Origin of the sequence: Serinibacter arcticus, from assembly GCF_003121705.1 — a bacterium.
Lineage (GTDB): Bacteria > Actinomycetota > Actinomycetes > Actinomycetales > Beutenbergiaceae > Litorihabitans.
This window is the reverse complement of sequence record NZ_PYHR01000002.1, coordinates 3,790,305-3,815,213: the sequence shown is the minus strand read 5'-3', so window position 1 is coordinate 3,815,213 and position 24,909 is coordinate 3,790,305. Positions and strand designations below refer to the sequence as shown.

At 73.4% G+C, this 24,909-nt stretch carries 20 protein-coding genes; 3 read left to right on the top strand and 17 right to left on the bottom strand.

Features of this window, described 5'->3' with window-relative positions; genetic code table 11:
- Nucleotides 1–7: 7 nt before the first annotated feature.
- From C8046_RS16955 to typA, 5 genes are all read right to left on the bottom strand, one after another.
- The gene (locus C8046_RS16955; protein WP_235866378.1) at nt 8–1,333 is read right to left on the bottom strand and encodes an ABC transporter substrate-binding protein; all 1,326 of its coding nucleotides are present in this window, start codon (nt 1,331–1,333) and stop codon (nt 8–10) included.
- A gap of 119 nt (nt 1,334–1,452) precedes the next feature.
- Complete coding sequence (locus tag C8046_RS16950) at nt 1,453–1,953, bottom strand: flavin reductase family protein (RefSeq protein ID WP_109230462.1); 501 nt, start codon at nt 1,951–1,953, stop codon at nt 1,453–1,455.
- Entirely contained in the window at nt 1,950–3,002 is a 1,053-nt protein-coding gene (locus tag C8046_RS16945) for a hypothetical protein (RefSeq protein ID WP_109230461.1), read from the bottom strand. Before C8046_RS16945 ends, C8046_RS16950 begins: the two co-directional genes overlap by 4 nt.
- Nucleotides 2,975–3,457 (bottom strand): PIG-L family deacetylase, encoded by a 483-nt coding sequence (locus C8046_RS16940; RefSeq protein ID WP_158277253.1) that lies wholly within the window; start codon nt 3,455–3,457, stop codon nt 2,975–2,977. Before C8046_RS16940 ends, C8046_RS16945 begins: the two co-directional genes overlap by 28 nt.
- A 2-nt stretch (nt 3,458–3,459) precedes the next feature.
- Entirely contained in the window at nt 3,460–5,406 is a 1,947-nt protein-coding gene (gene typA / locus C8046_RS16935) for a translational GTPase TypA (RefSeq protein ID WP_109230460.1), read from the bottom strand.
- A 197-nt stretch (nt 5,407–5,603) separates the two neighbouring features.
- Here typA and C8046_RS16930 point away from each other — a divergent pair, with 197 nt between their 5' ends.
- Entirely contained in the window at nt 5,604–5,873 is a 270-nt protein-coding gene (locus C8046_RS16930) for a DUF6458 family protein (protein WP_109230459.1), read from the top strand.
- A gap of 29 nt (nt 5,874–5,902) precedes the next feature.
- On the opposite strand, the gene C8046_RS16925 is transcribed toward C8046_RS16930, so the two are convergent.
- The 10 genes from C8046_RS16925 to C8046_RS16885 form a co-directional block, all read right to left on the bottom strand.
- Nucleotides 5,903–6,664, bottom strand: a complete 762-nt coding sequence (locus C8046_RS16925; protein WP_109230458.1) for an ABC transporter ATP-binding protein — start codon at nt 6,662–6,664, stop codon at nt 5,903–5,905.
- Nucleotides 6,661–7,536 (bottom strand): ABC transporter ATP-binding protein, encoded by an 876-nt coding sequence (locus C8046_RS16920; RefSeq protein WP_109230457.1) that lies wholly within the window; start codon nt 7,534–7,536, stop codon nt 6,661–6,663. Before C8046_RS16920 ends, C8046_RS16925 begins: the two co-directional genes overlap by 4 nt.
- Nucleotides 7,536–7,763, bottom strand: a complete 228-nt coding sequence (locus C8046_RS16915) for a hypothetical protein (RefSeq protein WP_109230456.1) — start codon at nt 7,761–7,763, stop codon at nt 7,536–7,538. The genes C8046_RS16920 and C8046_RS16915 overlap by 1 nt, the downstream gene beginning before the upstream one ends.
- Nucleotides 7,760–10,303, bottom strand: a complete 2,544-nt coding sequence (locus tag C8046_RS18550; RefSeq protein WP_109230455.1) for an FtsX-like permease family protein — start codon at nt 10,301–10,303, stop codon at nt 7,760–7,762. Before C8046_RS18550 ends, C8046_RS16915 begins: the two co-directional genes overlap by 4 nt.
- A complete protein-coding gene (locus C8046_RS16905) occupies nt 10,300–12,582 on the bottom strand; it encodes an FtsX-like permease family protein (protein ID WP_328587633.1) in 2,283 nt (760 codons plus the stop codon). The genes C8046_RS18550 and C8046_RS16905 overlap by 4 nt, the downstream gene beginning before the upstream one ends.
- Nucleotides 12,579–13,379, bottom strand: a complete 801-nt coding sequence (locus C8046_RS20070; protein ID WP_328587615.1) for a hypothetical protein — start codon at nt 13,377–13,379, stop codon at nt 12,579–12,581. Before C8046_RS20070 ends, C8046_RS16905 begins: the two co-directional genes overlap by 4 nt.
- A gap of 32 nt (nt 13,380–13,411) precedes the next feature.
- Complete coding sequence (locus C8046_RS16900; protein ID WP_109230453.1) at nt 13,412–15,154, bottom strand: ABC transporter ATP-binding protein; 1,743 nt, start codon at nt 15,152–15,154, stop codon at nt 13,412–13,414.
- The gene (locus C8046_RS16895; RefSeq protein WP_109230452.1) at nt 15,154–16,218 is read right to left on the bottom strand and encodes an ABC transporter permease; all 1,065 of its coding nucleotides are present in this window, start codon (nt 16,216–16,218) and stop codon (nt 15,154–15,156) included. The genes C8046_RS16900 and C8046_RS16895 overlap by 1 nt, the downstream gene beginning before the upstream one ends.
- Before the next feature lie 55 nt (nt 16,219–16,273).
- Nucleotides 16,274–17,794 (bottom strand): ABC transporter permease, encoded by a 1,521-nt coding sequence (locus C8046_RS16890; RefSeq protein ID WP_109230451.1) that lies wholly within the window; start codon nt 17,792–17,794, stop codon nt 16,274–16,276.
- Nucleotides 17,795–17,986: 192 nt separating this feature from the next.
- The gene (locus C8046_RS16885; protein ID WP_235866377.1) at nt 17,987–19,870 is read right to left on the bottom strand and encodes an ABC transporter substrate-binding protein; all 1,884 of its coding nucleotides are present in this window, start codon (nt 19,868–19,870) and stop codon (nt 17,987–17,989) included.
- Between the two features lie 273 nt (nt 19,871–20,143).
- On the opposite strand from C8046_RS16885, the gene C8046_RS16880 reads away from it, so the two are divergent.
- Nucleotides 20,144–21,751, top strand: coding sequence for a cryptochrome/photolyase family protein (locus C8046_RS16880; RefSeq protein WP_109230449.1), 1,608 nt, complete (start codon nt 20,144–20,146; stop codon nt 21,749–21,751).
- A 9-nt stretch (nt 21,752–21,760) separates the two neighbouring features.
- Here C8046_RS16880 and C8046_RS16875 read toward each other — a convergent pair whose 3' ends face one another.
- Entirely contained in the window at nt 21,761–22,903 is a 1,143-nt protein-coding gene (locus tag C8046_RS16875) for a glucose-1-phosphate adenylyltransferase family protein (RefSeq protein ID WP_235866376.1), read from the bottom strand.
- A 31-nt stretch (nt 22,904–22,934) separates the two neighbouring features.
- Entirely contained in the window at nt 22,935–23,516 is a 582-nt protein-coding gene (locus tag C8046_RS16870) for a putative immunity protein (RefSeq protein ID WP_109230448.1), read from the bottom strand.
- Nucleotides 23,517–23,584: 68 nt separating this feature from the next.
- Between C8046_RS16870 and C8046_RS16865 the strand changes: the two genes are divergently transcribed.
- Entirely contained in the window at nt 23,585–24,898 is a 1,314-nt protein-coding gene (locus tag C8046_RS16865; protein WP_109230447.1) for an SMI1/KNR4 family protein, read from the top strand.
- Nucleotides 24,899–24,909 lie beyond the last annotated feature (11 nt).

Here is a 24,909-nt window from a genome sequence, read left to right as displayed (position 1 = left end):
AGGTGTCTCAGTCGTTGCTGACCGTGAAGCCCGAGGTCCTCATGTCGTCGAGGACGACGCGCTCGGTCTCGACCAGTGCGTCCACGAGCGGCGTGCCGTCGTTGATCGCGGCGGACATGGCGTCCTGGAAGGCGGAGTCCGCCACGTTGACGTTCGGGCCCCACGTGATCTGCGGGATGGTGTCGGCGGCGATGTCGGCGGCCACGGCCCAGTAGTCGGTCTGCTGCGGCATGAGCAGCGGCGGGTCGCTCTCGAGGGTGAGCTCCTGCCCGGAGAGCGACGCGGGGTACTGACCCTGCTCGATCTGGATCCTCGCGCCCTCCTCGGAGGAGCCGATCCAGGCTGCGAACCGCGCGGCGGCCTCGGCGTCGTCCGACGACGTCGTCACGATGGCGGCCGATCCGCCCTGGAAGCCGACGGCGGCGTCACCGGAGGTCCACTGCGGCAGGGGCGCCATGGCCCACTCCCCCGCCATGCCCTCGGCCACGCCGTAGAGGACGCCGGCGGCCCACATCCCGGCGGGCCAGGACAGGATGCGGCCCTCGTTGAGGGCGGCGTTCCACTCCGGCGTCAGCAGCGGCTCGGCCAGCACGAGGTCCCGGTCGATGAGGTCCTGCCAGTACTCGGCGACGGCGCGGGACTCCTCGCCGTCGAAGTCGACCGTCCAGGTGTCGCCGTCGATGGACCACCACTGGGCACCGGCCTGCTGGGCGAACCCGGCGAAGCCACCGAACTCCCCCGGGGCGAACGTCGTGATGTAGGTCGTGGGGTCCGCGGCCTTGACCTGCTCCGCGGCCTCGGCGAACTCCTCCCAGGTGGTGGGCACCTCGACCCCGAGCTCCGCGAGGCGGGTGGCGTTGTACGTGAGCGCCTGGGGGCCGGCGTCCTGCGGCACCCCGTAGCTCACGCCGTCGAACGTGGCCTGGTTCCAGATCCCGTCCGCGAAGTCCGAGGAGATCTCCCCCGTGTACTCGCTGATGTCGGTGGCGACGCCGGCCACGATCATCGCCGGGAGCGTCTGGTACTCCACGAGCGCGACGTCGGGCGCGTTGCCCGCCCGGGTGGCCGTGACGAGCTTGGAGGCCGTGTCACCACCGCCGCCGACGTCGGTGTGGCGGACCTGGACGTCGGGGTTGGCGGCGTTCCAGGCGTCGACGAGCGGCTTCTGCGTCGTGCCCCAGGCCCAGTAGTCGAGGGTGACCGTCCCGTCGGCCCCGGTCGTCGCGTCGTCGGACGACCCACCGCCCGAACCGTCGGACCCGCCGGAGCAGGCCGCCAGGACGAGCATCCCGGCCACGGCGGCCGCGGTCGTCACACGTGTCTTCCGTTGCATGCGCACACATCTCCTTTGATCTGAGCGCCGCCGAGACCCCCGGCGGTGCTGGCTCCACATTCTTTCGCCAGCAAAAGTAAATGTCAACAGCCAGGCCGGGTCGCCGCGGACAGGTCAGATCAGGGCAGCGCGCGCACGCGGCCGAGGCGGTGCACCAGCGCGCCCTCGGCCTCCCCCGGTCCGGCGTCGGTCACGCGGCCGACGACGACGAGGTGGTCGCCGGCGTCCAGCACCTGCTCGGTGACGCACTCGACCCACGAGCCCCCGCCGTCCAGCACGGCGGCGCCGCTCGTGTCGCCGCGGTGGTGGGCGATGCCCTGCAGCTGCCCGATGTCGGGGCGGCCGGGCTCGGCGATCCAGGCGACGTGGGGGGCCGAGTCCGCCCCCATCACGGTGGCCGCCCAGCGGCTGCCGACGTCGAGCACCTCGCCGAGCCGCCCGGCGGAGTGCACCACGACGAGGGCGGTCGGCGGGTCGAGGGAGACCGAGACGAACGAGGTGACGACGGCGACGACGTCGTGGCCTCCCGCGCGGGCGGCAAGCACGGCGACCCCGCCGGGCAGCCGCGCCATCGCCGCGCGGTAGCGGCGGGTCAGCTCCTCGGTCTCCTCGGAGGTCACGGCCGGGCCGCCTCCGCGCCGCGGTCGCGGTGACGTCCGACCCAGCGGTCGGGCAGGAACGCCGCGACGCCGATCGCGAGGACGGAACCGAGCAGCCACACCATGCCGAGCGTGTCCCCCGGGACCAGGACGTCGCCCCCGGCGACGAGGAACGCCATCGCCTGGATGGCGCCGACGGCGCCGACGGCGAACCCGAGCAGCCCCGCACCGCGCGTGACCGCGCGGGACAGCAGCGCTCCGGCACCGATCGTGACGAGCGCGAGGAGCATGCCGAGCGGGAGGTCACCCAGGCGCCAGCGGTGCACGACCGTCGTCACCACGCCGACCAGGACACCGAGGACGAGGCAGCTCACGACGGCCGCGATCCGACCGGCGGACGGCGGGGTCATCAGCGGCTGGACGTCCGGCGCCGCGACGGGCGAGGCGGGCGCAGCGCCGTCGGTCCCGGGCCGCGCGAGCGCGGGCAGCCCGGCGAGCGCGTCCCGCAGGCGTGCCGCGTCGCCGCGGACGACCACGAGGCCCACGACGGGCAGGATCGGCTGGGCGACGTCGTTGCTCAGTGCGTACCAGCCGATGGCGGCCTGGTCGGGGGTGAGCTGGTCGGTCGCGCGCCGCTGCTGCAGCGGGGTGTCGAGCACGGGGATCGTGGAGCCCTGGACCTGTGAGCGGTAGGCGCGCAGCGCGGCCAGCACCGCCGGGGCGACCGAGGTCGTGTCGACCTCGAGGTCGACGCCCTCGGCCGGCACGGCCAGCGACGGCAGGTCGGTGCCGGGAACGAGCAGCGGCTGCGCCAGGGCGCCGAGCGGTCCGAGCCCGCGCACCTGCTCCGTGACGGAGGCGTTCGCGGCGCGCAGCCGGTCCTCGGCGACGGCGACGGCCGCGTGCACGGGTTGGACGCCGGCCAGCGGCGTCCCCCGCGTGCCGGGGCCCTCCTGCGCGGCGAGGTCGAGCGCGCGCACCACGATCGCGTGGGTGCGGCGGTGGTCGGGATGGCCGTAGGAGCCGCCGGCCTCGTCGCTGATCACGACGGCGGGGCGCACGTCCCGCACGAGCCGCGCCAGCGCGGCGGCCTGGGACTCGAGGTCGCCGGCGCCGAGGGCCGTGGCGGGCGCGTCGGGGCCGGTCCGGCGACGCCGGGGCGGATCCAGGCCATGCCGGAGTCGGTCCACCGCACGGGTGCGGCGGGGTCGGACACGTGCGCGGCGAGCCCGTCCAGGAACACGTGCTCGCGCACTCCGAGCGCCGTGAGCGCCGCGGCGATCTCCTGGGACCTCGTCGGGGCGACCGCGTCCGTCCCCTCGAGCTGCGGGGCGCCGATCATCTCGCCCCGCTCACCGCGCGTGGCGGTGACGACGACGACGCGAGCGCCGCGCGCGGCGGCCAGCGCGAGCAGGCCGCCGGCGAGCAGCGTCTCGTCGTCGGGGTGTGCGAGAACGGCGAGCACCGGGCCGGGCACCACCGCGGACGGTGCGGTGGGCTCGGAACCGGTGCTCGCCGTCGTCACGCTCAGCCCTTCTTGGCGCGCGAGGCGGCCCGGGCCCGATCGGTCTGGTTGAGCACGACCTTGCGGATGCGGACGACCTCGGGGGTGACCTCGACGCACTCGTCGTCGTTGGCCCACTCCAGGGACTCCTCGAGCGTGAGGAGTCGCGGCGGCGCCGTGCGCTCGAGCTCGTCACCCGTGGCGGACCGGATGTTGTTGAGCTTCTTCTCGCGGCAGATGTTCACGTCCATGTCGTCCGCGCGGCTGTTCTCGCCGACGACCATGCCCTCGTAGACCTCCTCGGTCGGCCGCACGAAGAACGTGCCGCGGTCCTGGAGGAGCATGAGGGCGTTGGTGGTGACGACGCCGGTGCGGTCGGCCACCAGCGAGCCCGCCGTGCGGAACTCGATGTTGCCGGCCCACGGCTCGAAGCCGTGCGCGATGGACGAGGCGATGCCGGTGCCGCGCGTGTCCGTGAGGAACTGCGTGCGGAAGCCGATGAGCCCACGGGCGGGGACGATGAACTCCATGCGCACCCAGCCGGTGCCGTGGTTGCTCATGGTCTCCATGCGGCCCTTGCGGGCGGCCAGCAGCTGCGTCACGGCGCCGAGGTACTCCTCGGGCACGTCGATGGTCATGTGCTCCATCGGCTCGTGGAGCTTGCCTTCGACCTCCTTCGTGACGACCTGCGGCTTGCCGACGGTCAGCTCGAAGCCCTCGCGGCGCATCTGCTCGACCAGGATGGCCAGCGCCAGCTCACCGCGGCCCTGCACCTCCCACGCGTCGGGACGCTCGGTCGGCAGGACCTTGAGCGACACGTTGCCGATCAGCTCCTTGTCGAGGCGATCCTTGACCTGACGGGCGGTGACCTTGTGGCCCTTGCCGCCCTTGCCGGCGAGCGGGGAGGTGTTGATCCCGATCGTCATGGAGATGGCGGGGTCGTCGACCGTGATGAGCGGCAGGGGGTGCGGGTCGTCGGCGTCGACGAGGGACTCACCGATGGTGATGTCCTCGATGCCGGCGACGGCGACGATGTCGCCCGGGCCGGCGCTCTCGGCCGGGACGCGCTCGAGCGCCTCGGTGCGCAGCAGCTCGGAGATGCGGACGTTCGCGAGCGTGCCGTCCTTCTTGGCCCACGCGACGGTCTGACCCTTGCGGATCGTGCCGTTGAAGACGCGCAGCAGCGCGAGGCGGCCGAGGAACGGCGACGCGTCGAGGTTGGTGACGTGGGCCTGGAGCGGTGCGCCGACCGTGTAGGACGGGGCGGGGATCCGGTCGAGGATCGTCTTGAAGAGCGGCTCGAGGTTCGGCGACTCGGGGAGCTCGCCGTCGGCGGGCTGCTCGGTGCTCGCGCGGCCGGCCTTGGCGGACGCGTACAGGACCGGGAGGTCGAGGATCGCGTCGAGGTCGATCTCGACGCCGTCGGCCTCGCCGTCCATGTCGCTCGCCAGGGCGAGCAGCAGGTCGGTCGCCTCGTGCACGACCTCGGAGATGCGGGAGTCGGGGCGGTCGACCTTGTTGACCACGAGCACGACGGGCAGCTTCGCCGCGAGCGCCTTGCGCAGGACGAAGCGCGTCTGGGGCAGCGGGCCCTCGGACGCGTCGACGAGGAGGACGACGCCGTCGACCATCGACAGGCCGCGCTCGACCTCGCCGCCGAAGTCGGCGTGGCCCGGGGTGTCGATCACGTTGATCGTGATGCCCTCGGGGTGGCCGGCCGCAGCCGCCGCGGGACCGGAGTACCGGATCGCGGTGTTCTTGGCGAGGATCGTGATCCCCTTCTCGCGCTCGAGGTCGCCGGAGTCCATGGCGCGCTCGTCCACGTGGGCGTGGTCGCCGAAGGCGCCGGACTGCCAGAGCATGGCGTCCACCAGCGTGGTCTTGCCGTGGTCGACGTGCGCGACGATCGCGACGTTGCGCAGGTCGGAGCGCAGGGCGGTCGTGGCGTCTTGCTGCGTAGCAGCGGGCATGCGGGTACTCATCTCATCGGCGTCGGTGGTGCGCCGTACGCTCTGGTCGCGTCGCAAGCCAGACATGGCGCGGGGCCATGCTACCCGCCAGGCCAATCCCCAGCAGCGAATGCGTGCAAAGTCACGCCCAGCGCCCTAGCGTGGCAGGCGACCGGGGCCGGGCGAGATGCCGGGCCCCACGAGGAACGGAGCTGACCATGGGCCGCAGTGCTCGCATCGGGGGACCGATCGCCGTCGCCATCATCGGCGCCATCCTGTACTTCGCCGTCTCGGACATGGTCGAGGGTGTCGACCTCACGATGATCGGCCTGATCCTCATGATCGCGGGCGCCGTGTGGCTCGTGATCGAGCTGATCGTCAACCGTCGTCGCAGCGCCGTCACCAGCGAGCGCCAGGTCGTGCGCGACCCCTCCGCCCCCGGCGGCACCGTCCGGTCCGAGCGCGAGGTCCGCCGCGACGAGCTGTAGGCACGACCCCGCGGCGGATGCGCCGTCCGTTAGCCGACCAGCCGGCCCTCGTGGAGCGTGACGACCCGGTCGGCGCGCTCCATCAGGGCCGGGTCGTGGGTCGCCACGACGGCGGCCACCCCCTCCGTGTGCACCAGGTCGGCGATGAGCGTCATCACCGACGCGGCCGTCGCGCTGTCGAGCTGGCCCGTCGGCTCGTCCGCCACCAGCACCTCGGGGCGCGTGACGAGCGCGCGCGCCACCCCGACGCGCTGCTGCTGGCCGCCGGAGAGCTCGTACGGCCGCTGGCGCGCGTGCCGTGCGAGGCCGACGGTCTCCAGGGCGTGGGCCACGCGCTCGCGCCGCTCCCCCGGCTCGGTCTCCAGCAGCCGCAGCGGCACCTCGACGTTCTCGGCGGCCGACAGCACCGGCAGCAGGCCGAAGGACTGGAAGACGTACCCCATCCGGCGTGCGCGCAGGTCCGCCAGGGCGTCGTCTGACAGCCCCGCCGTCACCGTCCCCGCGATCGCGACCGTGCCGGCGGTGGGCGGGTCGATCGTCGCGACGATGTTGAGCAGCGTGGTCTTGCCCGATCCCGACGGGCCGACGACGACCACCAGCTCCCCCGCGTGCACGCGCAGGTCCACCCCGCGCAGGACCGGCACCGCGCCGGCGGGCGTGACGAACGTGCGGTGGACCCCGGCGAGCTCGACCCTGACGTCGCGCGTGCCTCCGTCGGCCGCCCCGCCGTCGTGCTCAGGCCCGGACGCCCCGGCCGCCCCCTCCTGCGGTCCCGTTCCCCTGTGCCTCATCGCTCCTCGTCCCCTCGGAAGACCTCGACGTGGTCGGTCTCGAGCCCGAGCCTGACCCTGTCCTTCAGCTCGAGCGTGTCGATGAACGTCTCGGGCAGCTGCATGCGCCCCACCCGGTCGAGCACGGCGAACTCCTCGACCACGCGCCGGTGGGCCCCGTGCTCGTCGACCTCGGTCCGCCGCAGCACCTCGGTGGAGGTGCGGCCGTCTCGGATCTGGATCGTGCGGTCCACGTGCTCGGAGACCGCGGGGTCGTGCGTGACGATCACGACGGTGACGCCGAGCTCGGCGTTGACCCGCTCCATCGCCTCGAGCACGTTGACCGACGCCGCCTCGTCGAGCTCGCCGGTCGGCTCGTCCGCGAGCAGCAGGCGGGGCGAGCCCGCGACGGCGACGGCGATCGCCGTCCGCTGCTGCTGGCCGCCCGAGAGCTGGGCCGGCAGCCGGTCGGCGCAGTCCGCGACGTCGAGCAGCTCCAGCAGCTCGTCCACGCGCGCCGCGGCATCGCCGCGCCGCCCGGCCAGCGTGAGCGGCAGCGCGACGTTCTCGCGCGCCGTCAGGTAGGGCAGGAGGTTGCGCGACGTCTGCTGCCACACGAACCCGACAACCTCGCGCTGGAAGCGCACGCGCTCCTTGCGGCCCATCGTCAGCAGGTCGATCCCGGCCACACGGGCCGTCCCGCCGGTGGGGCGGTCCAGGCCCGACAGGATCGTCAGGAGCGTGGACTTGCCGGACCCGGAGGCGCCGACGACCGCCACCAGCTCCCCCTCGGCGATCCGCAGGTTCAGGCCCTGGAGCGCCTGCACCTCCAGCCCGTCGACGGAGAAGATCCGCACGAGGTCCTCGCACTGCACGAACGGGGTCGAAGCCATCAGTCCTCCTCGGACGTGGGCGCAGCGGTCCGGCGGACCGTGGTGACGAGCGAGAGCACGACGGCGACGCCGAGCGCGGCGGCTGCCACGCCCCCGAGCGCCACCGGATCGGCCGCGAGCGGCGGCTGGCCCGCACCCTGGGTGAAGGGCTGCAGGTCGAGGGGTCGCAGCAGCACGACGGCGCTCAGCAGCCCGAGCCCGAAGCCCGCCAGCACGCTGAGCGTCACCCACGGCAGCAGCTCCCACGCTGCGAGGCGGCGCTCGCCCGAGCGACGCATCCCCAGCAGCCGCAGCCGCGCGAGCAGCTGCCCCGGGCGGGGGCGGCGGTGACCTGGACCAGCACGAGTGCGGCGACGGCGAGCAGCGCGGCGAGCACGATGCTCACCGTCAGGGCGCCGGCCAGCAGACGGAACGCGGGGGTGTCCGCGACGGCGTCGCGCGCGTCGACGGAGCGCTCCACCGCCGCCGGGCCGATGACGTCGGTGATCGCCGTGCCGACCGTCGCCGGGTCCGCGCCCGGCGCCACCCGGACGAGGAGGAGGCGCGGTGGGGAGCCGGCGGCCGCCTCGGGCAGCCCGGCGGCGTCGGCCAGGACCCAGGCGACCGAGGAGTCGGCGACCCCGGGGAGCACGTCGCCCGAGGCCAGCACCTCCACGGCGACGTTCTGCGACGCCACCAGGCGCACGCCGTCGGCGCCCTGGCCACCGAGCCGTGGGGAGGTGAGCACCGGGACGGGATCGACGCCGTCGTCGGCCGCGACGCTGTCGACCGGGGCCGCCCCGACCGTGCCGGGCACGTCCTGGAGCACGGCGGCGTAGGCGGCGGTGTCCGTGAGGACGAGCTGGACGCGCGGGGAGGAGCCGGGGAGCTGCAGGATCGCCGGGCTGACGGTGCTCACGGCCGCGACCGCGGCGACGCCGTCGAGCGCCTGCACCGCCTCGAGCTGGTCGGCGTCGACGACCGGACCGCTGATCCGCAGGTCGGCGCCCGCCGTCACCCACACGGTGCGCTCGAGACCCGCGCGCAGCGACCCGAGCGCCACCACCGAGAACACCGCGACGCTCACGCCGACGACGACGGCCAGCACCGACGTCAGGCTCGCCGCGCTCTCGCGGACGGCGCGCGCGGACCCCAGCACGTGCGGCAACGACCGGCCGCGGCGCAGCGCGGCGTGCGCGGCCCGCGCCAGCCACGGGTAGACCCGCAGCACCGCCACGGTGACCGCGAGGGCGAGCACGAGCGGCGCCGCGATCAGCAGCGGGTCGCCCGTCCCGGCCACGGCCCCGGTGGGCGAGGCGATCACCTGCGCGAGCACGAGGGCCGCGAGGACGGCGACGACGACGTCGCGCACCACTCCCCCGGCGCGCAGGTCGCGGCGGGTGCGTCGCAGGCCGGACGGGAGCGGCGCCGTCGTCAGGACGAGAGCCGGCACGAGCCCGAGGGCGAGGCTGGGCACCCAGCCCCGCGCACCCGGGTCACCGCCGAGCGCGACCGCGACGGCGCCCCACCCGAGCGCAGCGGCCGGTAGCCCGAGCAGGAGGCCCTCGACGCCAAGGGTCGTGCGCAGCTGCCGCGGGGAGGCGCCGCGGGCCGCGATCATCGCCAGCGCGCGGCGACGCCGGTCCAGCAGCAGCCGCGCCACGAGCGCCAGCACGGCGAGGGCGACACCGAGCGGTCCGACGGCGACGAGCAGCACCACGGCCGCGACGGCCTCGTTCTCCTGCGCCACGGCGTCGAGCCGTTCGGGAAGCTCGCTGGTGAACCGGGTGTCGCCGGGGAACGTCGCGCCCGTCAGGGAGTGGTCGGCCCCGAGGAACGCCCGCAGCTGGGCCCCGAGCCGCGCGGGGTCGACGCCGTCGAGCGTGCCGGGGTCGACCGCGTACCAGACGTCGACCCGCGCCGGTTCGGCCGTCGCCTGGCTCGTGCGCCACCAGCCGTCCGCGGCGGTGTAGCCGACGCCCACGACCGACGTCCCGGCGTTCAGGTCCTCCACGACGCCGGGCGACGCGGCCGCGGTGATGTGGCGCCAGTACGGGTCGTCGGGATCGTCCACGGTGTAGGTGCCGACCGGGACGATGGCGAGGTCGTAGGAGAGCGTGGGCACCCGGAGCGGCTCCCCGAGCGTCAGGCCCAGCCGCTCGGCCGTCTCCTGCAGCACGACGACCTCGACGTCGAGGTCGGGCAGCGACTCGAGGTCGACCGCGCCGGTCGGGGCGGGCTGACCGTCCCACGCCGGCGCCTCGGGCCACCGACCGTCGGCGAGCGTGACCCGGTCGGCCACCGTCGGGTCGCCCGCCAACGACAGCGCGGGTCCGCGCACGTCCACCGCGGGGTTGATCGGGAGGTCGAACGCCTTCTCGGTCACGGCCACGCGCTGCGCGGGCGCGAGCACGTCGCGCAGCGGGGCGTCCGTGGACAGCCGCAGCGCCTCGAGCTCGGCGTCGAACGCGTCCCAGAGCGCCCGCTCGGCCTCGGTCGTGCGCGGCGGGTCCTCGTACGGGTCCTCGGCGAGCCCGAGCACGACGCCCGCCGCCGAGACCCGGCCCGCGACGTCGCTGCCCAGGGAGGAGGCGTCGGCGAGCCGGAACCGCACCTGGTCGGCGCGCGCGTCGGCCTCGACGCGGGGCCAGGCGGCGAGCAGGCCGGCGATGAGCGCCACGATCACGACGACGAGCAGGCACACCCACCGCTGCTGCACGAGCGCGCGGGTCGACAGCCGCGCCCACGTCAGGGGCGTCGCCGAGGTCGGCGCGGCCGCGCGCGTCACCGGGTCTCCTCGCGGTGGTCGGTGTCACGGTGCTGTCGCCGCACCCGTCGGCTCACGAGCGCTCCGACGGCCGCCACCCCGCCCAGCGCGAGCGCGAGGCCGAGGGCGAGCTCGAGCGGGGCCAGCGCGAGCGGCTGCGACAACCCGGCGAGGCCGGGCACGCTGAGACGCACCAGGGTGCCGATCGTCAGCGAGGCCACGGCCCAGCCGACCGCCACCCCGGCGGGCACGGCGACCGCGCCCAGCACGAGCGCCTCGACCAGCCGGCTGCGCCCCTGGACGCGACCGGGGACACCGACGGCGCGCAGTGCGACGACCTCGCCCCGCCGCGTCCGGGTGAGGACGTCGAACGCCGCCAGCGCGCCGACGACGGCCAGCACGACCGCCACCAGGCCCACGGCCGCGAACACGGGCTGGGCCACGGCCGTGCCCGCCCGGGCGGACTCGGTCGTCACGAGGGTCGCCGACTCCCCGCGCGCGAGGGCCCGCAGCTCCGTGACGGCGGCCGTCCCCGCCGCCCCCGGCTCGAGCGCGACCCAGATCTCCGACGCGTCCGCGACCGAGCGGCGCACGAGGGCCTCGCCGCGCTGGAGCGCCGTGAGGTCGACGACGGCGGCCGGCTCGTCCAGCACCCCGGGCACGAGGTCGGTCACGGCGCCGATCGTGACCTCGACCGTGCCGCCGCGGTAGCTCACGGTCAGGCCGTCGCCCGTGGCGAGGTCGAGGCGGTCGGCGAGAGCCCGGGTCACGACGGCGGGCACGGGGCCGACCGGGTCGGGCACGAAGCGGAGGGTGGCCGAGCCCTGGAACCGGGCGGCCGCCGTCGCGCCGTCACTCGGGTTGGTCCCGGCCGCGCCCGTGCCGGCGCCCGAGGCGACCGGCCAGGCGGCGGTGGCCCACGCGTCGGCGCCGGTCGCCACGGGGGCGCCGTCGACAGTGACCTCCTGGACGGTCAGCTCGAGGGTGTTCTCCCACCCGCTCGTCGTGCCGTCGGCCACGACGTCGACGGCGAGCAGGCGCCAGTCCCCCGGAGGCACGTCGCCCACGAGCGTGCCCGTCGCGCCGAGCGCCAGATCGCCGCCGGCGAGTTCGACCCGGGCCAGCTCGCCCACGGGCGAGGTGAGCCAGAGCGTGCCGGTGGCCGAGAGCGTGGTGATGTCGCCGTCGAACGTGCCGGCGCCCTGGGCCGGGAGGACGGCGACGCTCACCGTCCCCTCCGGGACCGCGGGCGGCCGGCTGGTCGGGGCGAGCGCGGCCGAGACCCGCGCGGGCGACACGGTGCCGCCGCGGACCACGGCCTCGACGGCCGGTGCGGCGACGGCCTCGAGCACGAGGTCCTGCTGGCCGGTGCGTGCCGGGACGCGTGCGACGAGCGCGGCGGCGGTGACGCCGTCGACGGCCTCGACCGCCGCCGTGGTGCGGGGCGGGAACAGCGGGGTGACGGCGGAGCGGGCCGGCAGCTCGAGCCGCGCGTCGGCGCCGACGCGGGTGCCGTCGAGCCGGTCCTGGGCGGCCTGCGTGCTGGCCGTGTAACCGGCGCCGAGCACCGACGTCGCCACGGCGACGACCACGAGCAGGAGCGGGACGCCGAGCACGGACCGGCGCCGGGAGACCGACAGCAGGGCGAGCCGCGGGGCGGTGCCGACCCGGCCGGCAGCGGCGCGCTCCAGCAGGCTCCAGACCGGCGTCAGCAGCACGAGGACGACGACGGCGAGCGCGAGCGTCACGAGCCCGGGCGCGCCGATGGCGAGCGCCTGGTCGAGCGGGGTGCGGGCGGGGTCGTCGCGCGAGAAGCGCCACAGGCTGCCGCCGGCCGCGAGGAGCAGCAGGACCGCGGCGCCGCCCGTCGCGAGCGTGCGCGAGCGCCCCGAGACGTCGATCCGGACGCCGCGCGTGAGCGACCGCGTGCTGCTCCAGCCGGGCAGCCCGATCGCCAGGGTCCACAGCACCACCGCGGCGAGCACGACGACGGCACCCGGTGCGGGCAGCGCGCCGCCGAGCGCCAGGCCGACCGCCGTCCCGGCACCCGTCCCGACGACGGCGACGACGGCGGCCTCGCCCCACGTGAGCACCGCGAGGCTGCCCCGGGACGCGCCGCGCGCCACGAGGATCGCCGTCTCCCCCGCGCGGGTCTGGGCCACCAGACGGGCGACCTGGGTGACGGTGACCGCACCGAGGACGACCAGCAGGACGAGCGCGACGCTGCCGACGACGATCGCCGAGCCCGACGCGTCGCGCAGCGCGGCGAGGGTCCCGGCCAGGTCGCCGGTCGAGGTCACCCCGCGCGGGGCGATGGCCTCGTCGGCGTCGACGGCGGCCACCAGCGTGGCGACGCCGTCGGCCAGCGCGGCCGTGGCCGCGACGTCGAGGTCGGCCGGGCCGGGGACGAGCGACCACCGGACGAACGGGTCGCCGCCGACGGCGGCGAGGTCGTCCACCGTGACGAGCACGGGGCCGAAGGCCGCGGCGGACCCGGACAGGTCGACCGAGCCGAACCCGACCCAGCGGGGGCGGCGGCCTCGCGCGGCTCCCAGGTCCCGACGATCTCGACCGCCGTGTCCTGACCGCGCCCGAGCAGCAGCACGTCGCCGACCTCGACGCCGAGCTCCTGCGCCGAGGCGTGCGGGACGACGGCGGCGATCCGCCCCGGCTCGACGGCGGGGGCGTCCTCGAGCCACGACCCCGAGACGAGGTCCGCCTGGTCGGGCAGCCACGCGGCCGAGGCGAGCGACGTGCGGGAGGCGGGCTCCTCCGCCCGGCCCTGCACGCCGAGCGTCAGCGGTTCGGTGATGAGGAGGCGGACGACCTCGAGGCTCCCGCCCGGAGCCCGGGTCGCGAGCTGCGCCGACCACGCGGCGTCCTGGGCGTCGGGATCGTCACCGAGCCGGGTCTGCAGGACGAGCGCCCCGCTCGCCGCCGTCGCCGCCCGCAGCTGCTCGGAGGAGATCTCCCCCGACCGTCGCTCGACGAACCCGACGGCCGCGACCGCTGTCGCCGTCACGAGCGCGACCAGGACGGCGAGCGCGCCCAGCATGACCAGCTGGGCGCGGCCTCGCTGCCACGGGAAACGACTCATCGAGGGTGGGCGTGCTCGCCGTCGGTGGTGTCCTAGACGGCCGTGTTGAGCTCGTGCGACTCCTCGCCGAGCTCGGCCATCAGCGCGTAGCGCGCCTCGCGACGTGCACGCTGCTCGGCCGGGTCCGGCACGGGGGCCGCGGCGAGCAGACGACGCGTGTACTCCTTGGTCGGGTGCTGCAGCACCTGCTCGCGCTCACCCTGCTCGACGACCTTGCCGTTCTGGAGCACGACGACGCGGTCCGCGAGCATGTCGATCACCGCGAGGTCGTGGCTGACGAACAGGCAGGCGAACTGGAACTCGCGCTGGAGCGTGGTGAACATCTCCAGCACGCTGGCCTGCACGGACACGTCCAGGGCCGACGTCGGCTCGTCGGCGACCAGCAGCTCGGGGTCGAGCGTGAGGGCGCGGGCGATGCTGACGCGCTGGCGCTGTCCGCCGGAGAGCTCGTGCGGGTAGCGGTTGTACACGCTTCGGGGCAGCTCGACGGCGTCGAGCAGCTCCATCACGCGGTTCTTCCGCGACGCCGCGTCGCCCACCTTGTGCACGTCGAGCGGCTCGCCGATGCAGTCACCGATCGGGAACCGCGGGTTGAGCGAGCTCGCGGGATCCTGGAAGACGACGCCGATCCGGCGACGCATCGCCTTGAGCTCCGCGCCCCGCAGGCGGAGCAGGTCCGTCTCGAGGATCTCGATCACGCCGGACTTCGCCGGGATGAGGCCGAGGGCGCAGCGCGCGATGGTCGACTTGCCCGACCCCGACTCCCCCACCAGGCCGACGATCTCGCCCTTGTTGACCGAGAGCGACACGTCGTCGACGGCGCGGAACGGGGCCTTGCCCATGCGCTCGTACTCGATGACGAGGTTCTCCACCGTGAGCGCCGGAGTCCCGGCCGCGCGCACGGTCCCCTCGGGGGCGTTGTCGCGGGCACCGAGGTGCGGCACGGCCGCGAGGAGACGCTTGGTGTACTCGTGCTTGGGCGTGACGAGCACCTCGTCCGCGCTGCCCATCTCGACGAGGTCGCCCTTGTACATGACGGCGACGCGGTCGGCCATGTCGGCCACCACCCCCATGTTGTGGGTGATGAGGAGGATGCCGGTGTTGAGCTCCGTCTTCAACGACCGCAGGAGGTCGAGGATCTCGGCCTGGACGGTGACGTCCAGGGCCGTGGTCGGCTCGTCGGCGATGATCACCTTGGGGTTGCAGGAGATCGCCATGGCGATGACCACGCGCTGGCGCTGGCCGCCGGAGTACTCGTGCGGGTACTGCTTGAGGCGACGCTCGGCATCGGGGATGCCGACCATGGTGAGCAGCTCGGCCGCGCGCTTCTCGGCGTCGCGCCCGTAGGCCATGCCGTGGAGCTCGAGCGCCTCGACGAGCTGGGACCCGACGGTCAGGACGGGGTTCAGCGCCGTCATCGGCTCCTGGAAGACCATCGCGACGTCGTTGCCGCGCATGCGGCGCAGGGCGGACGGGCTCATCCGGTCGACGGCCTTGCCGTCCACCGTGATGCCGCCGTTGACGCGGGCGTTGCCGGGCAGCAGACCCAGCGCCGTCATGGAGGTCACGGACTTGCCGGACCCGGACTCACCGACGAGGGCGAGCACCTCACCGGCCTTGACGTCGAGGGAGATGCCCTTGACGGCGTGCACGGTGCCGAACTCGGTCCCGAACTTGACGTCGAGATCGCTGAACGACAGGACCGAAGCCGTGTCCGCACCGGAGGACGTCGCCGGGACGTGCTCGGGATGGGAGCGCTTGCCGAAGAGTGCCATCAGTCGCGGTTCCTGTTCTGACGCGGGTCGAAGGCGTCGCGCAGGCCGTCACCGATGAAGTTGACGCAGAGCGCGATCGCGAGGATGAACAGACCGGGGAACCAGAACAGCCACGGTCGGGCGGTGAAGGCCGTCTGGTAGGTGTTGATCAGGGACCCGAGCGAGACGTCGGGGGGCTGCACGCCGAAGCCGAGGAAGCTCAGCGACGTCTCGAGCAGGATCGCCGCGGAGATCGACAGCGTGGTCGACACGATGATCACGCCGATGGTGTTCGGCAGGATGTGGCGGAAGAGGATCCGGGCGGGGTGGGTACCGATCGCCCGGGCGGCGGAGACGAACTCGCGCTCGCGCAGCGACAGCACCTCACCGCGCACGAGTCGCGCCAGCGACGTCCACGTCACCGCGGCGAGCACGACGGCGAGGGCCCAGATCCCGGCCTCGCCCGCTCGGCGGGCGATGACGGCGGCGAGAACGAGCAGCGGGATGATGATGAGCAGGTCGGTCAGTCGCATGAGGATCGACTCGACCCAGCCGCGGAAGTAGCCGGCGAGGCTGCCGATCACGGTGCCGATGATCGTCGAGCCGATGCCGACGACGAACGCGATGATCAGCGAGATCTGCGTGCCCCGCATGACGAGGGCGAAGTAGTCGCGGCCGGTCTGGTCCTGGCCGAAGGGGTGCTCCCCGAGCTGGAAGAAGCCGAGCGTGGGGCGGCCGCCGTCGAGGACGGAACCCGTCGTGCTGAAGCTCTTGTCCCACCAGCCCGGGATCGGGCCGATGCCGATCGACGTGAAGGCCAGCACCGTGATGAACGCCAGCACGACGATCGAGGTCATCGCGCCCTTGTGGCGGAAGAACCGCCGGCGGACCAGCTGGCCCTGGCTGTAGGACTTCTCGCCCGAGGGGACGGGTGCCTCGACGGTCAGGGTGCCCGACTGTCCGGCCGCGGGCTCGAGGCCGACGAAGCCGCCGGGCTGCGGGGTGGGGGCGTCGCGCTCCGGGCCGGGGACGAGGTTCTCCGGCTCGGGCGGGTTCGCGTCGTTGTTGTCGCTCTTGTCGCTCATCGGTCACTCCGTTCTGCGGTCCGGGGGGTGGCGGGGCTGAGGTCGTGCACCTGCCTCACCTCCGGATCCGCGGGTCGAGGAACGCGTAGGCGATGTCGGCCAACATGTTCATGACGATGGCGGCCAGGGCGGTGACGAGGAAGAACGCCATCACGGGTGCCGGGTCCACCGCGGTCAGACCGGTGCGGAACAGCTCGCCCATCCCCTTCCAGCCGAAGACCGACTCGGTGATGACAGCGCCACCGATGAGGGCGGCGAAGTCGAAGGCGACGATCGTCGTGATCGGGATGAGCGCGTTGCGGAACGCGTGCTTGACGATGACGACACGCTCCGACAGGCCCTTGGACCGGGCGGTGCGCACGTAGTCCTGGTTCATGGTCTCGAGCATCGACGACCGGGTGTAGCGCGAGTAGCTCGCGACCGAGATCAGCGTGAGCAGGATGGTCGGGAGCAGGAGCTGGGTCGCGTTGTCGAGGATCGACTCCCAGTACTCCCCGCGGAAGTTGGGGGTGCTCGAGCCGATCGTCGAGATCGGGCGCGGCTTCAGGTTGAGGAACTCCGCCCACGCGTAGACCGCGCGGTCGACCAGGATCAGCAGGCCCATGACGACGGCGGTGATGGCCGACAGGCTCATCGCCGTGCGGCGGCTGGAGTAGCCGCCCCAGAAGTAGCCCGAGACGAGGCCGACGGCGATCGCGACCACGAGCAGGACCAGCAGGACCACGATGGTCGGCGCCTCGAGCAGCGGCGAGACGGCGTAGTAGGACACGATCCCGACGGCCACCGTGGTCAGCGTCGAGTACAGGACCCGGCGGTTGTTGAGGCCCGCGACGAGCGCGGTGAGGCCGACGGCGGTGGCGATCGCGACGACGGCGACGATGCCGATGCCCAGCGCGGGGGCGCGCCACCAGCCGACCGAGGTGAAGTAGGTGAGGGCCGCGAACACGAAGACCGCGGTCACGCCACCCGTGATGAGGCGTCGACGCCAGTCACCACCGAGCACCGACTGCAGGACGAACGCGAGCACGAGCGCGGCGATGATCGCCTGCAGCGGCGAGATCTGGGGGTCGGCGATCCAGTCGTTGTAGCGGATCGCGCCGTACTCCTTCAGCAGCACCGCGGCCCAGAACACCGGCAGCGAGAAGAAGAGGAAGGTCAGGAAGGTGACGACGTAGTCGAAGCCGGAGTACTGACGGATCGCCGTGACGATGCCGACCGCGATACCGATGAAGATCGCGAGGATCGTGGCGATGAAGACCAGGCGGAGCGTGGAGCCGGCCGCGTTGCCCAGGAGCACCGTGACGTCGTTGCCGTTGATGTTCGTGCCGAGGTCGCACTTGCCGACGACGCAGCCCGAGACGCCCCTCAACCACTCCCAGTACCGCTCGTACCACGCGTCGTCCAGACGGAGGTTGCGGGTGATGGCGGCAATGATCTGCTCTTTGTTCCGGTCGTTCGACTCGCGGTAGTCCTCGAGCGGATCCCCGGAGTTGATCGTCAGCACGAACATCAGCAGGGAGCCGCCGAGCAGCACGAGGAGAGAGATCCCCAGGCGCTTGAGGATGAACTTGATCACGGGTTGTGGCCCTTCGGAAGTGACGTCGGAGCACGGTCGGCGCCCGACCACTGTAGACCCACGTCACGGCGTCCTTGCCGAGGTGGGAGCGGGTGCGGGTGGGCGCAGCACGACGGGGCAAGGGCTCAGAGCCCTTGCCCCGTCGTGTGGTCAGCCGTGCTGGGATTCAGCGGAGCTGGAGGTCAGAAGACCTCAGCTGCTGCGGAGCCACTGCTCGGCGTTCCAGGCGACCGTGCTCTGCGTGGCAGTGTCACGGACGTTCTGGATCGACGAGTCGAAGGCCACGACGCCCGGGTGGGCGAACAGCGGGATCCCGTACAGCTCGTCCCACAGGGCCTTCTCGATGATGATCGTCTGCTCGAGCTGGACATCCGTGTCGAGCGTGGCGCTCAGGGTGTCCCAGGCGGCGTCGACGTCGGCGTTGGAGAAGCCGCCGTAGTTCTGACCACCGGTGCTGGAGTAGATGTTCTGACCCGAGGTGATCTGGCCGGAGCCGGCCCACGCGAAGAGCGCGACCTCGTAGTCACCGTTGGGCAGCGTCTGGTCGAAGAAGTCGGCGTTGCCGACGTCCTGGACGTCGAAGCCTGCCTGGTCGCAGCTGTCCTTGATCAGGGCGACCTGGTCGGTACGACGCTGGTTCGGGGCGGAGTAGCCGATGCGGACCGTGATGGGCCCGGCGACGCCGGACTCGGCGATCTTCGCCTCGGCACCCTCGAGGTCGACCTCGTCGTAGCGGCCGTCGTAGGAGCCCTCGAGGACGGTCTCGTAGTTGGGCTGGAACGGGAAGACCTCACGGGCGTTCATGACCTGCGCCTCGGGGTCGATCGGCGCGATGAGGTTGTCGATGATCTGCTGGCGCGGCACGCACATGGCGAAGGCCTCGCGCAGCGGGAGGCTCGTGGCGAACGGCCCGTTGTTGAAGTTGAAGTCGAGGTGCTCCCACGTCAGCGACGGACCGGTCAGCAGGGACACGGAGTCGCCGATGGCCTCGATCTGCGAGACCGTGTCGACCGTGGCCTGCGGCTCGATGATGTTGAGGTCACCGTTCTGCAGGGCCTGGACCTGGGTCTCGGGAGCCGCGAAGCGGTAGACGAGGGTGCTCGTGGCGGGCGGCGTGCCCCACCAGTCGGGGTTCGCCTCCATCGTGATGCTCTGGCCGGCCTCCCACGAGGTCGGGGCCAGGTACGGGCCGGAGCTCAGGGCGATCGCCGCGTCGGGCAGCTGACCCGGCTGCGAGAGCCAGTCGTTGTTGTAGAAGTCCGCGACGGGGCGCAGGGCCTCGGCGTCCTCGGCCTCGACGGCGGCGACGAAGTCCTCGACCGTCATGCCGGCCGAGTCCAGGGCGACGTGCAGCGGGAACTGCATCATCGTCGAGATCATGTAGTCCGGGTACGGGTCGGTGTAGCTGAGCGTGAAGCTCTTGCCACCGGGCTCGCCCTCGGGGATCGAGGTGCGGCTGCCGAGGTCGAGACCACCGACGTAGTTGAACAGCGGGACGTCACCGACGGCCTCGCGCGCGGCGGCGGGGTCCTCGCCGGCGGCCGTGGCCGCAGCCTCGGCCTCGACGCGGGCGGCCTCGGTCGCCACCGGGTCGGCGATCGCCTGCGTGGCCCAGGAGAAGAGGGCGTCGTCGTAGGTGATCGGCGTGCCGTCGGACCAGACCGCGTCGTCGTTGATCGTGTACTCGACGGTCATCGGGTCCTCGGAGACGAGCTCGACGTTGCCGAACTCCTCGTTGACGTAGATGGTGCCGTCGGTGCCGAAGTAGGTGAAGGCGCTCTGGAAGCGCTCGTTCACCACGGAGTTGTAGGTGGAGTAGGTCTCCGGCGTGTTGCCGTTGTACCCGAGCCACTCGTCCTCACCGAGGGAGTAGGAGATGGAGTCGTCCACCGTCGTGACGTCGCCCAGGTCCTGCTTGTCGGTGCCCTCGTACGTCTCGGTGGGCTCGCTCGACGGGTCGGTGGTCTCCGACGTCTCGTCGTCACCGGCCGAGGTGGTCTCCTCCTCCGACGGGCTGCTGGTGCAGGCGCTCAGCACGAGTGCGGTCGCCGCGACCACGGCGATGCCCGCGGTCATTCTCCGGATTCTCAATGTTCCTCCAGTGTGGGTGGGCCCCTGGGGCTGCACGGCCGGAAGGGGTTCCGGACATACCGGGGACCTCGCCTTGTGGGTGAGTCGCCCAGGGACCTGCTTAGGACGCTGTGAGCCTAACCACAGGTACCCGCCGTCGACTGCCCCGGATGGCCCAGGGAGACCAATCGTTACCCAATAGATACTCGCTGCCGGAGGTAGGACACATGCCCGTAACTCGCGGCTCCTGCGCCGTGGGGCACCACCTATCGTGAGGCGATGAGCCCTGGAGCGCCGGTGCGCCTCGTCCTGCCGCACCAGCTCTTCGCCGAGCACCTCGCGGCTCCGGCCGGTACGGTGATCGTGCTCGTCGAGCACGACCTGCTCGTGCGCCAGTACTCCTTCCACGCGCACAAGCTGGTGCTGCACCGCGCGTCCATGACCCGGTTCGCCCGGCTGCTGCGCGGCGAGGGTCACGAGGTCGTGGTGCTGCGCAGCGAGGCCGACCGCACCTCCCGCAGCCAGCTCGCCGACCTCGTGCGGGACCGCCGCCCCGGTCAGGTGACCTGGTTCGACGTCGTGGACGACTGGCTGGAGCGGGACCTGCGCGCCGCGCTGGCCGACGGTGGCTACGAGACCTCGCTCGACGACGAGCTCGAGTCGCCCAACTTCCTCACCTCGCGGTCCCAGATCGACGGGTGGTTCACCGGGCGGACGGCGCGGATGCACGACTTCTACGTGTGGCAGCGGCGCCGCCTGGACCTTCTCCTGGACTCCGACGGCGGCCCGATCGGCGGGCAGTGGTCGTTCGACGCCGACAACCGCAAGAAGCTGCCGCGGGGGTACACCCCACCCGTCGTCGGGCGGTTCGCCCGGCACCCGGTGCTGGCGGAGGACGGGGCGCTCGACCTCGCGGGCCTCGACGTCGACGCCGGCGGCACCGACGGGCAGCCGGGCGAGAACGACGGCGAGAGCGACGTGCGGGACGCGGTCGCGTGGGTCGAGGCGGAGTTCCCCGACGCCCCCGGTGACCCGCAGCTGTTCGCGTGGCCCACGAGCCACGCCGAGGCGCAGGCGCACCTGGCGGAGTTCGTCCGCGAGCGCCTGGCGGACTTCGGGCCGTACGAGGACGCGATCTCGACCGAGCACCCCTTCATCGCCCACAGCCTGCTGACGGCGTCCCTGAACATCGGCCTGCTGAGCCCCGACGAGGTGCTCCGCGCCGCGTTCGAGGGTGCCGACGACGACACTCCACTGGCGTCGCTCGAGGGCTTCGTCCGCCAGGTGATCGGCTGGCGGGAGTACATGCGGGCCACCTACCGGACGCAGGGCCGTCGGCTGCGCACCTCCCACCACCTGGCGCACGACAGCGCGCTGGGCGAGGGGTGGTGGGACGCGACGACGGGCCTGCAGCCCGTCGACGTCGTGGTCTCCCGCGTGCTGGCGACCGGGTACGCGCACCACATCGAACGCCTGATGGTGCTGGGCAACGCGATGGCGCTGCTGCGCATCCACCCCGACGAGGTCTACGAGTGGTTCATGGAGATGTTCATCGACGCCTACGACTGGGTGATGGTGCCCAACGTCTACGCGATGAGCCAGTTCGCCGCCGGCGCCGACATCACCACCAAGCCCTACGTCTCCGGGAGCAACTACCTGCGCACGATGTCCGACCTCCCGGCCGGGGAGTGGCGTGCCGACTGGGACGGCCTGTACTGGACGTTCGTCGAGGACCACCGCGAGGTGTTCGAGTCCAACCCCCGCGCGCGCATGATCGTCTCGCTCCTGCAGAAGATGGACCCGGGCAAGCGCCAGATCCACCGGGGCCGTGCGCGGCGCCTGCTGGAGGGCGACGGCGAGTGGTCGCGGCTGGTGCGGAGCTCGTGACGCGCGCCCTCAGCTGACGGCCGAGCCGGCAGCGTCGTCCGGCCCCAGGACGGTGACCCCGACCCCGTCGCCGTGGACGCGCGGCTCGGTGAGCTGCACGCCGTCGTCGACCACGCAGCGCCGCAGGCGCACGCCCGGGGCCACGCGCACGTCGTCGAGAAGCACCGACTCCTCCACGACCGCGCCGGCCTCGACGACGACGCCCGGCCCGATCACGCTGCGCCGCACCTCCCCCGCCACCTGGCACCCGGCCGCCAGCAGCGAGTCGACCACGACGGCGCCGTCGACCACCCGGGCGGGCGGCAGCTGCGGCTGCGCCGAGCGGATCGGATGCTGCGGATCGTCGAAGCGGGCTCCCTCGCCGTCGACGAGGTGCATGTGGGCGCGCCAGTACGTCTCCGGCGTCCCCATGTCCATCCAGTAGCCCTCGAGCCGGTGCTCGACGGTGCGTCCCCGGTCCACGAACCACGGCACGAGGTCGTCGCCGTAGTCGCCGAGACCGCCCTCGCGCTCGGCCAGCTCCTCCAGCGCATCGACGAGCAGCGTCGCGTCGAAGCACAGGACCTCCGCCGCCACGAGGTTCCCCGCCGGGTCCTCGGGCTTGTAGTCGTAGGAGGCGACGCGGCCGTCGTCGTCCACCTGCACGACGCCGTAGCTGGAGGGGTCCTCGTCGGTGCGCGTCGTGACCAGCGTGAGCTCGGCGTCGCTCGCCACGTGCGTCTGCAGCACGGTGAGGAGGTCGAGCGTGTACAGGTGGTCGGCGCTGAGCACGACGATGCACTCGGCGTCGAACTCCGCCAGGCGCTCGCGGTGCCGCCAGAGGGTGTCGCTGTTTCCCTGCGCCATCCCCTCCCCCGGACCGCCCTCGAACGGCGCCAGGATCCGCAGGCCGCCGTTCACGCGGTCCAGGTCCCACGGGCCGCCGTTGGCCAGGTGGTCGTTGAGCGAGTGGGGAAGGTACTGCTCGGCGATCCAGACGTCGTCGAGACCGCTGTTGACGACCGTCGACAGGGCGGTGTCGATGAGGCGGTAGCTGCCGGCCACCCGCAGCGCCGGCTTGACGCGGTGCTCGGTCAGCGCGCCGAGGCGGGACCCCTGGCCGCCCGCCAGGATGAGGCAGAGGGTCCGGGGTGGGCGCATCGCGAGGTCCATGTGCCCACACTCCCGTGCGGCGGCCTGCCTGTCACGGGTGGTGTCCCGCGGGTGCCGGGGCTGGTCGACCGCCGTCGACGTCGTCGCCGATGCGGGCCTGGATCTCGCGGATCGCCCGCCCGAGGACGCCGCGCGACAGCAGTCCCGGCCCGAGCGGCCCCGACGGGACCGACTCCAGCAGCGGCAGCCGACGCAGCGCCGCCGCCTGCTCCTGCGTGAGGTGGGCGACCTGCCACCGGAGCTCGTCGTCGACGGCCTCGGGCCGGTCCGGGTGCGCGAGCGAGACGGCCTTCGCGGCGTAGGCGGCGGCCCCGAGGGCGTGCGCCGCGAGATGGGCGACGGCGGAGGCCTGGCCCGCGGCCCTGGCCGCGGCAGCGCCGGCGGGCGTCGTCGCGGCGCCGGCCGCCGTGACGGCGACCATCCGTTGCCGGATCTCTGCCGCCGCCGTGCTCCCACCGCGGCCGTAGGCGTGGGCCCGGGCGACGGCGTCGCGCACCAGCGCGAGGCTGGACGCGTCCGCGTCGAGGAGGGGAAGGACGCGCGTCGCACAGTCCGCCGCCCACCCCGCGAGGAGGCGGCGGTCGGCGTCGCTCAGGGTCTGGGGCGAGGTCACCCGGCCAGCCTGGCACGACGGCGACACCACCCCACCCCGCCCGACCGACAGCCCTAGGGTGAGGAGGCATGGCGAGCATCGACGACGAGACGCGTCCCTCCGACGGCCTGGTGACGTGGCTCGGGACGGTCGCGGGCCTGGTCGAGGGCGCGGGGACGGCCGCGAGCGCCACCGCGGAACGCGTCGCCGCGCTCGAGGCGCAGCTCGGCCTGGTTCTCGACGAGACGCACCGTCGCCTCCTCCTCGCGCAGGACGGATGGGAGCCGACCGGCCGGACGAAGGAGCTGGCCGGACCGGTACGGATCGCGAGCGTCGAGTGGCTCGGTCGCGCTCCCCGCACTTTCTCCGGTCCGGCCCTCGAACCGCTCACGGGGGCCGCGACCGCCCGGGAGCTCCTCGACGCCGGCGTCACCCTCGGGGACTGCCTCGCCGTGGCGGTCGATCCGTTCTACGGCGCGACCTATCTCGTTCCGGTGCGCGACGGCCGGGCGGGCCCCGAGGTGGTGACGCTCGCGGGATGGGCCGAGGAGGACACGTTCATCGGGGAGATCTACCCGTCGTTCGCTGACTTCCTGGGGGCCATGACGGAACAGGTGGCGACGCACGCGAGGCGGTTCGTCGCTCGCGAGACGAAGGAGGCGCGGGCGCGCGAGGTCTGGCACGCCGAGCCCGCCGTCGTCGTCCGCGGTCTCCCGGACACCCGCCAGCAGCTGGCGTCGGGCCTCCTCACCCTGATGGGGCGGCTCGCCCGGTCGCAGCCGGACGCCCCGTGGGAGATCGCCACGCGTCGCTGGGACGGGAGCCCCGCGGGGCTCGAGCGCGTGATGAGCGAGGCCACCCGCGTGCTGCCCGACGGCGCCCACGTCCTCTTCCTCACCGCCTCGACACGCCTGGCGGACGGGCGGGCCTGGCAGGTCTCCGTGACGCGGTCCTGGCCGGCGGCGGCGAAGGACCACGTGCTGCTCCTCCTGAGGTCGGCGGGCGACGGCGGGCCACCCGCTCCGGGGGAGGTGGACGCCCTCGTCGTCGAGGCCGCGGAGATCCTGTCCCCCTCGAGCGTCACCGCCTCCAGCACGGCTGCGAACCGCACCGCCACCGAGCGCGGGATCCCCCAACCGACGGGCTACCGCGTCTGGCTCCGGGAGGACCAGCTCGGCACCGCCGCGGCGGATGTCGACGGCGGGGAGATCGGCCGGCGCGCGGTCGGCGGCGGGGTCATGCTGAGCAGCCCCGACGGCTGGCCCCCGGACCAGGTGGTGGTCGAGGCGTCCGCGCTGGTGGCCCGGCTGCGGGAGGCCAGGCCGGAGCCCGACGACGGCGCACCCACCTCGGACGAGGGCGGCGGCCGCCTGTCGCGCTGGTTCCGCGGGCGTCGGCGCTGAGGTTGGAGGAA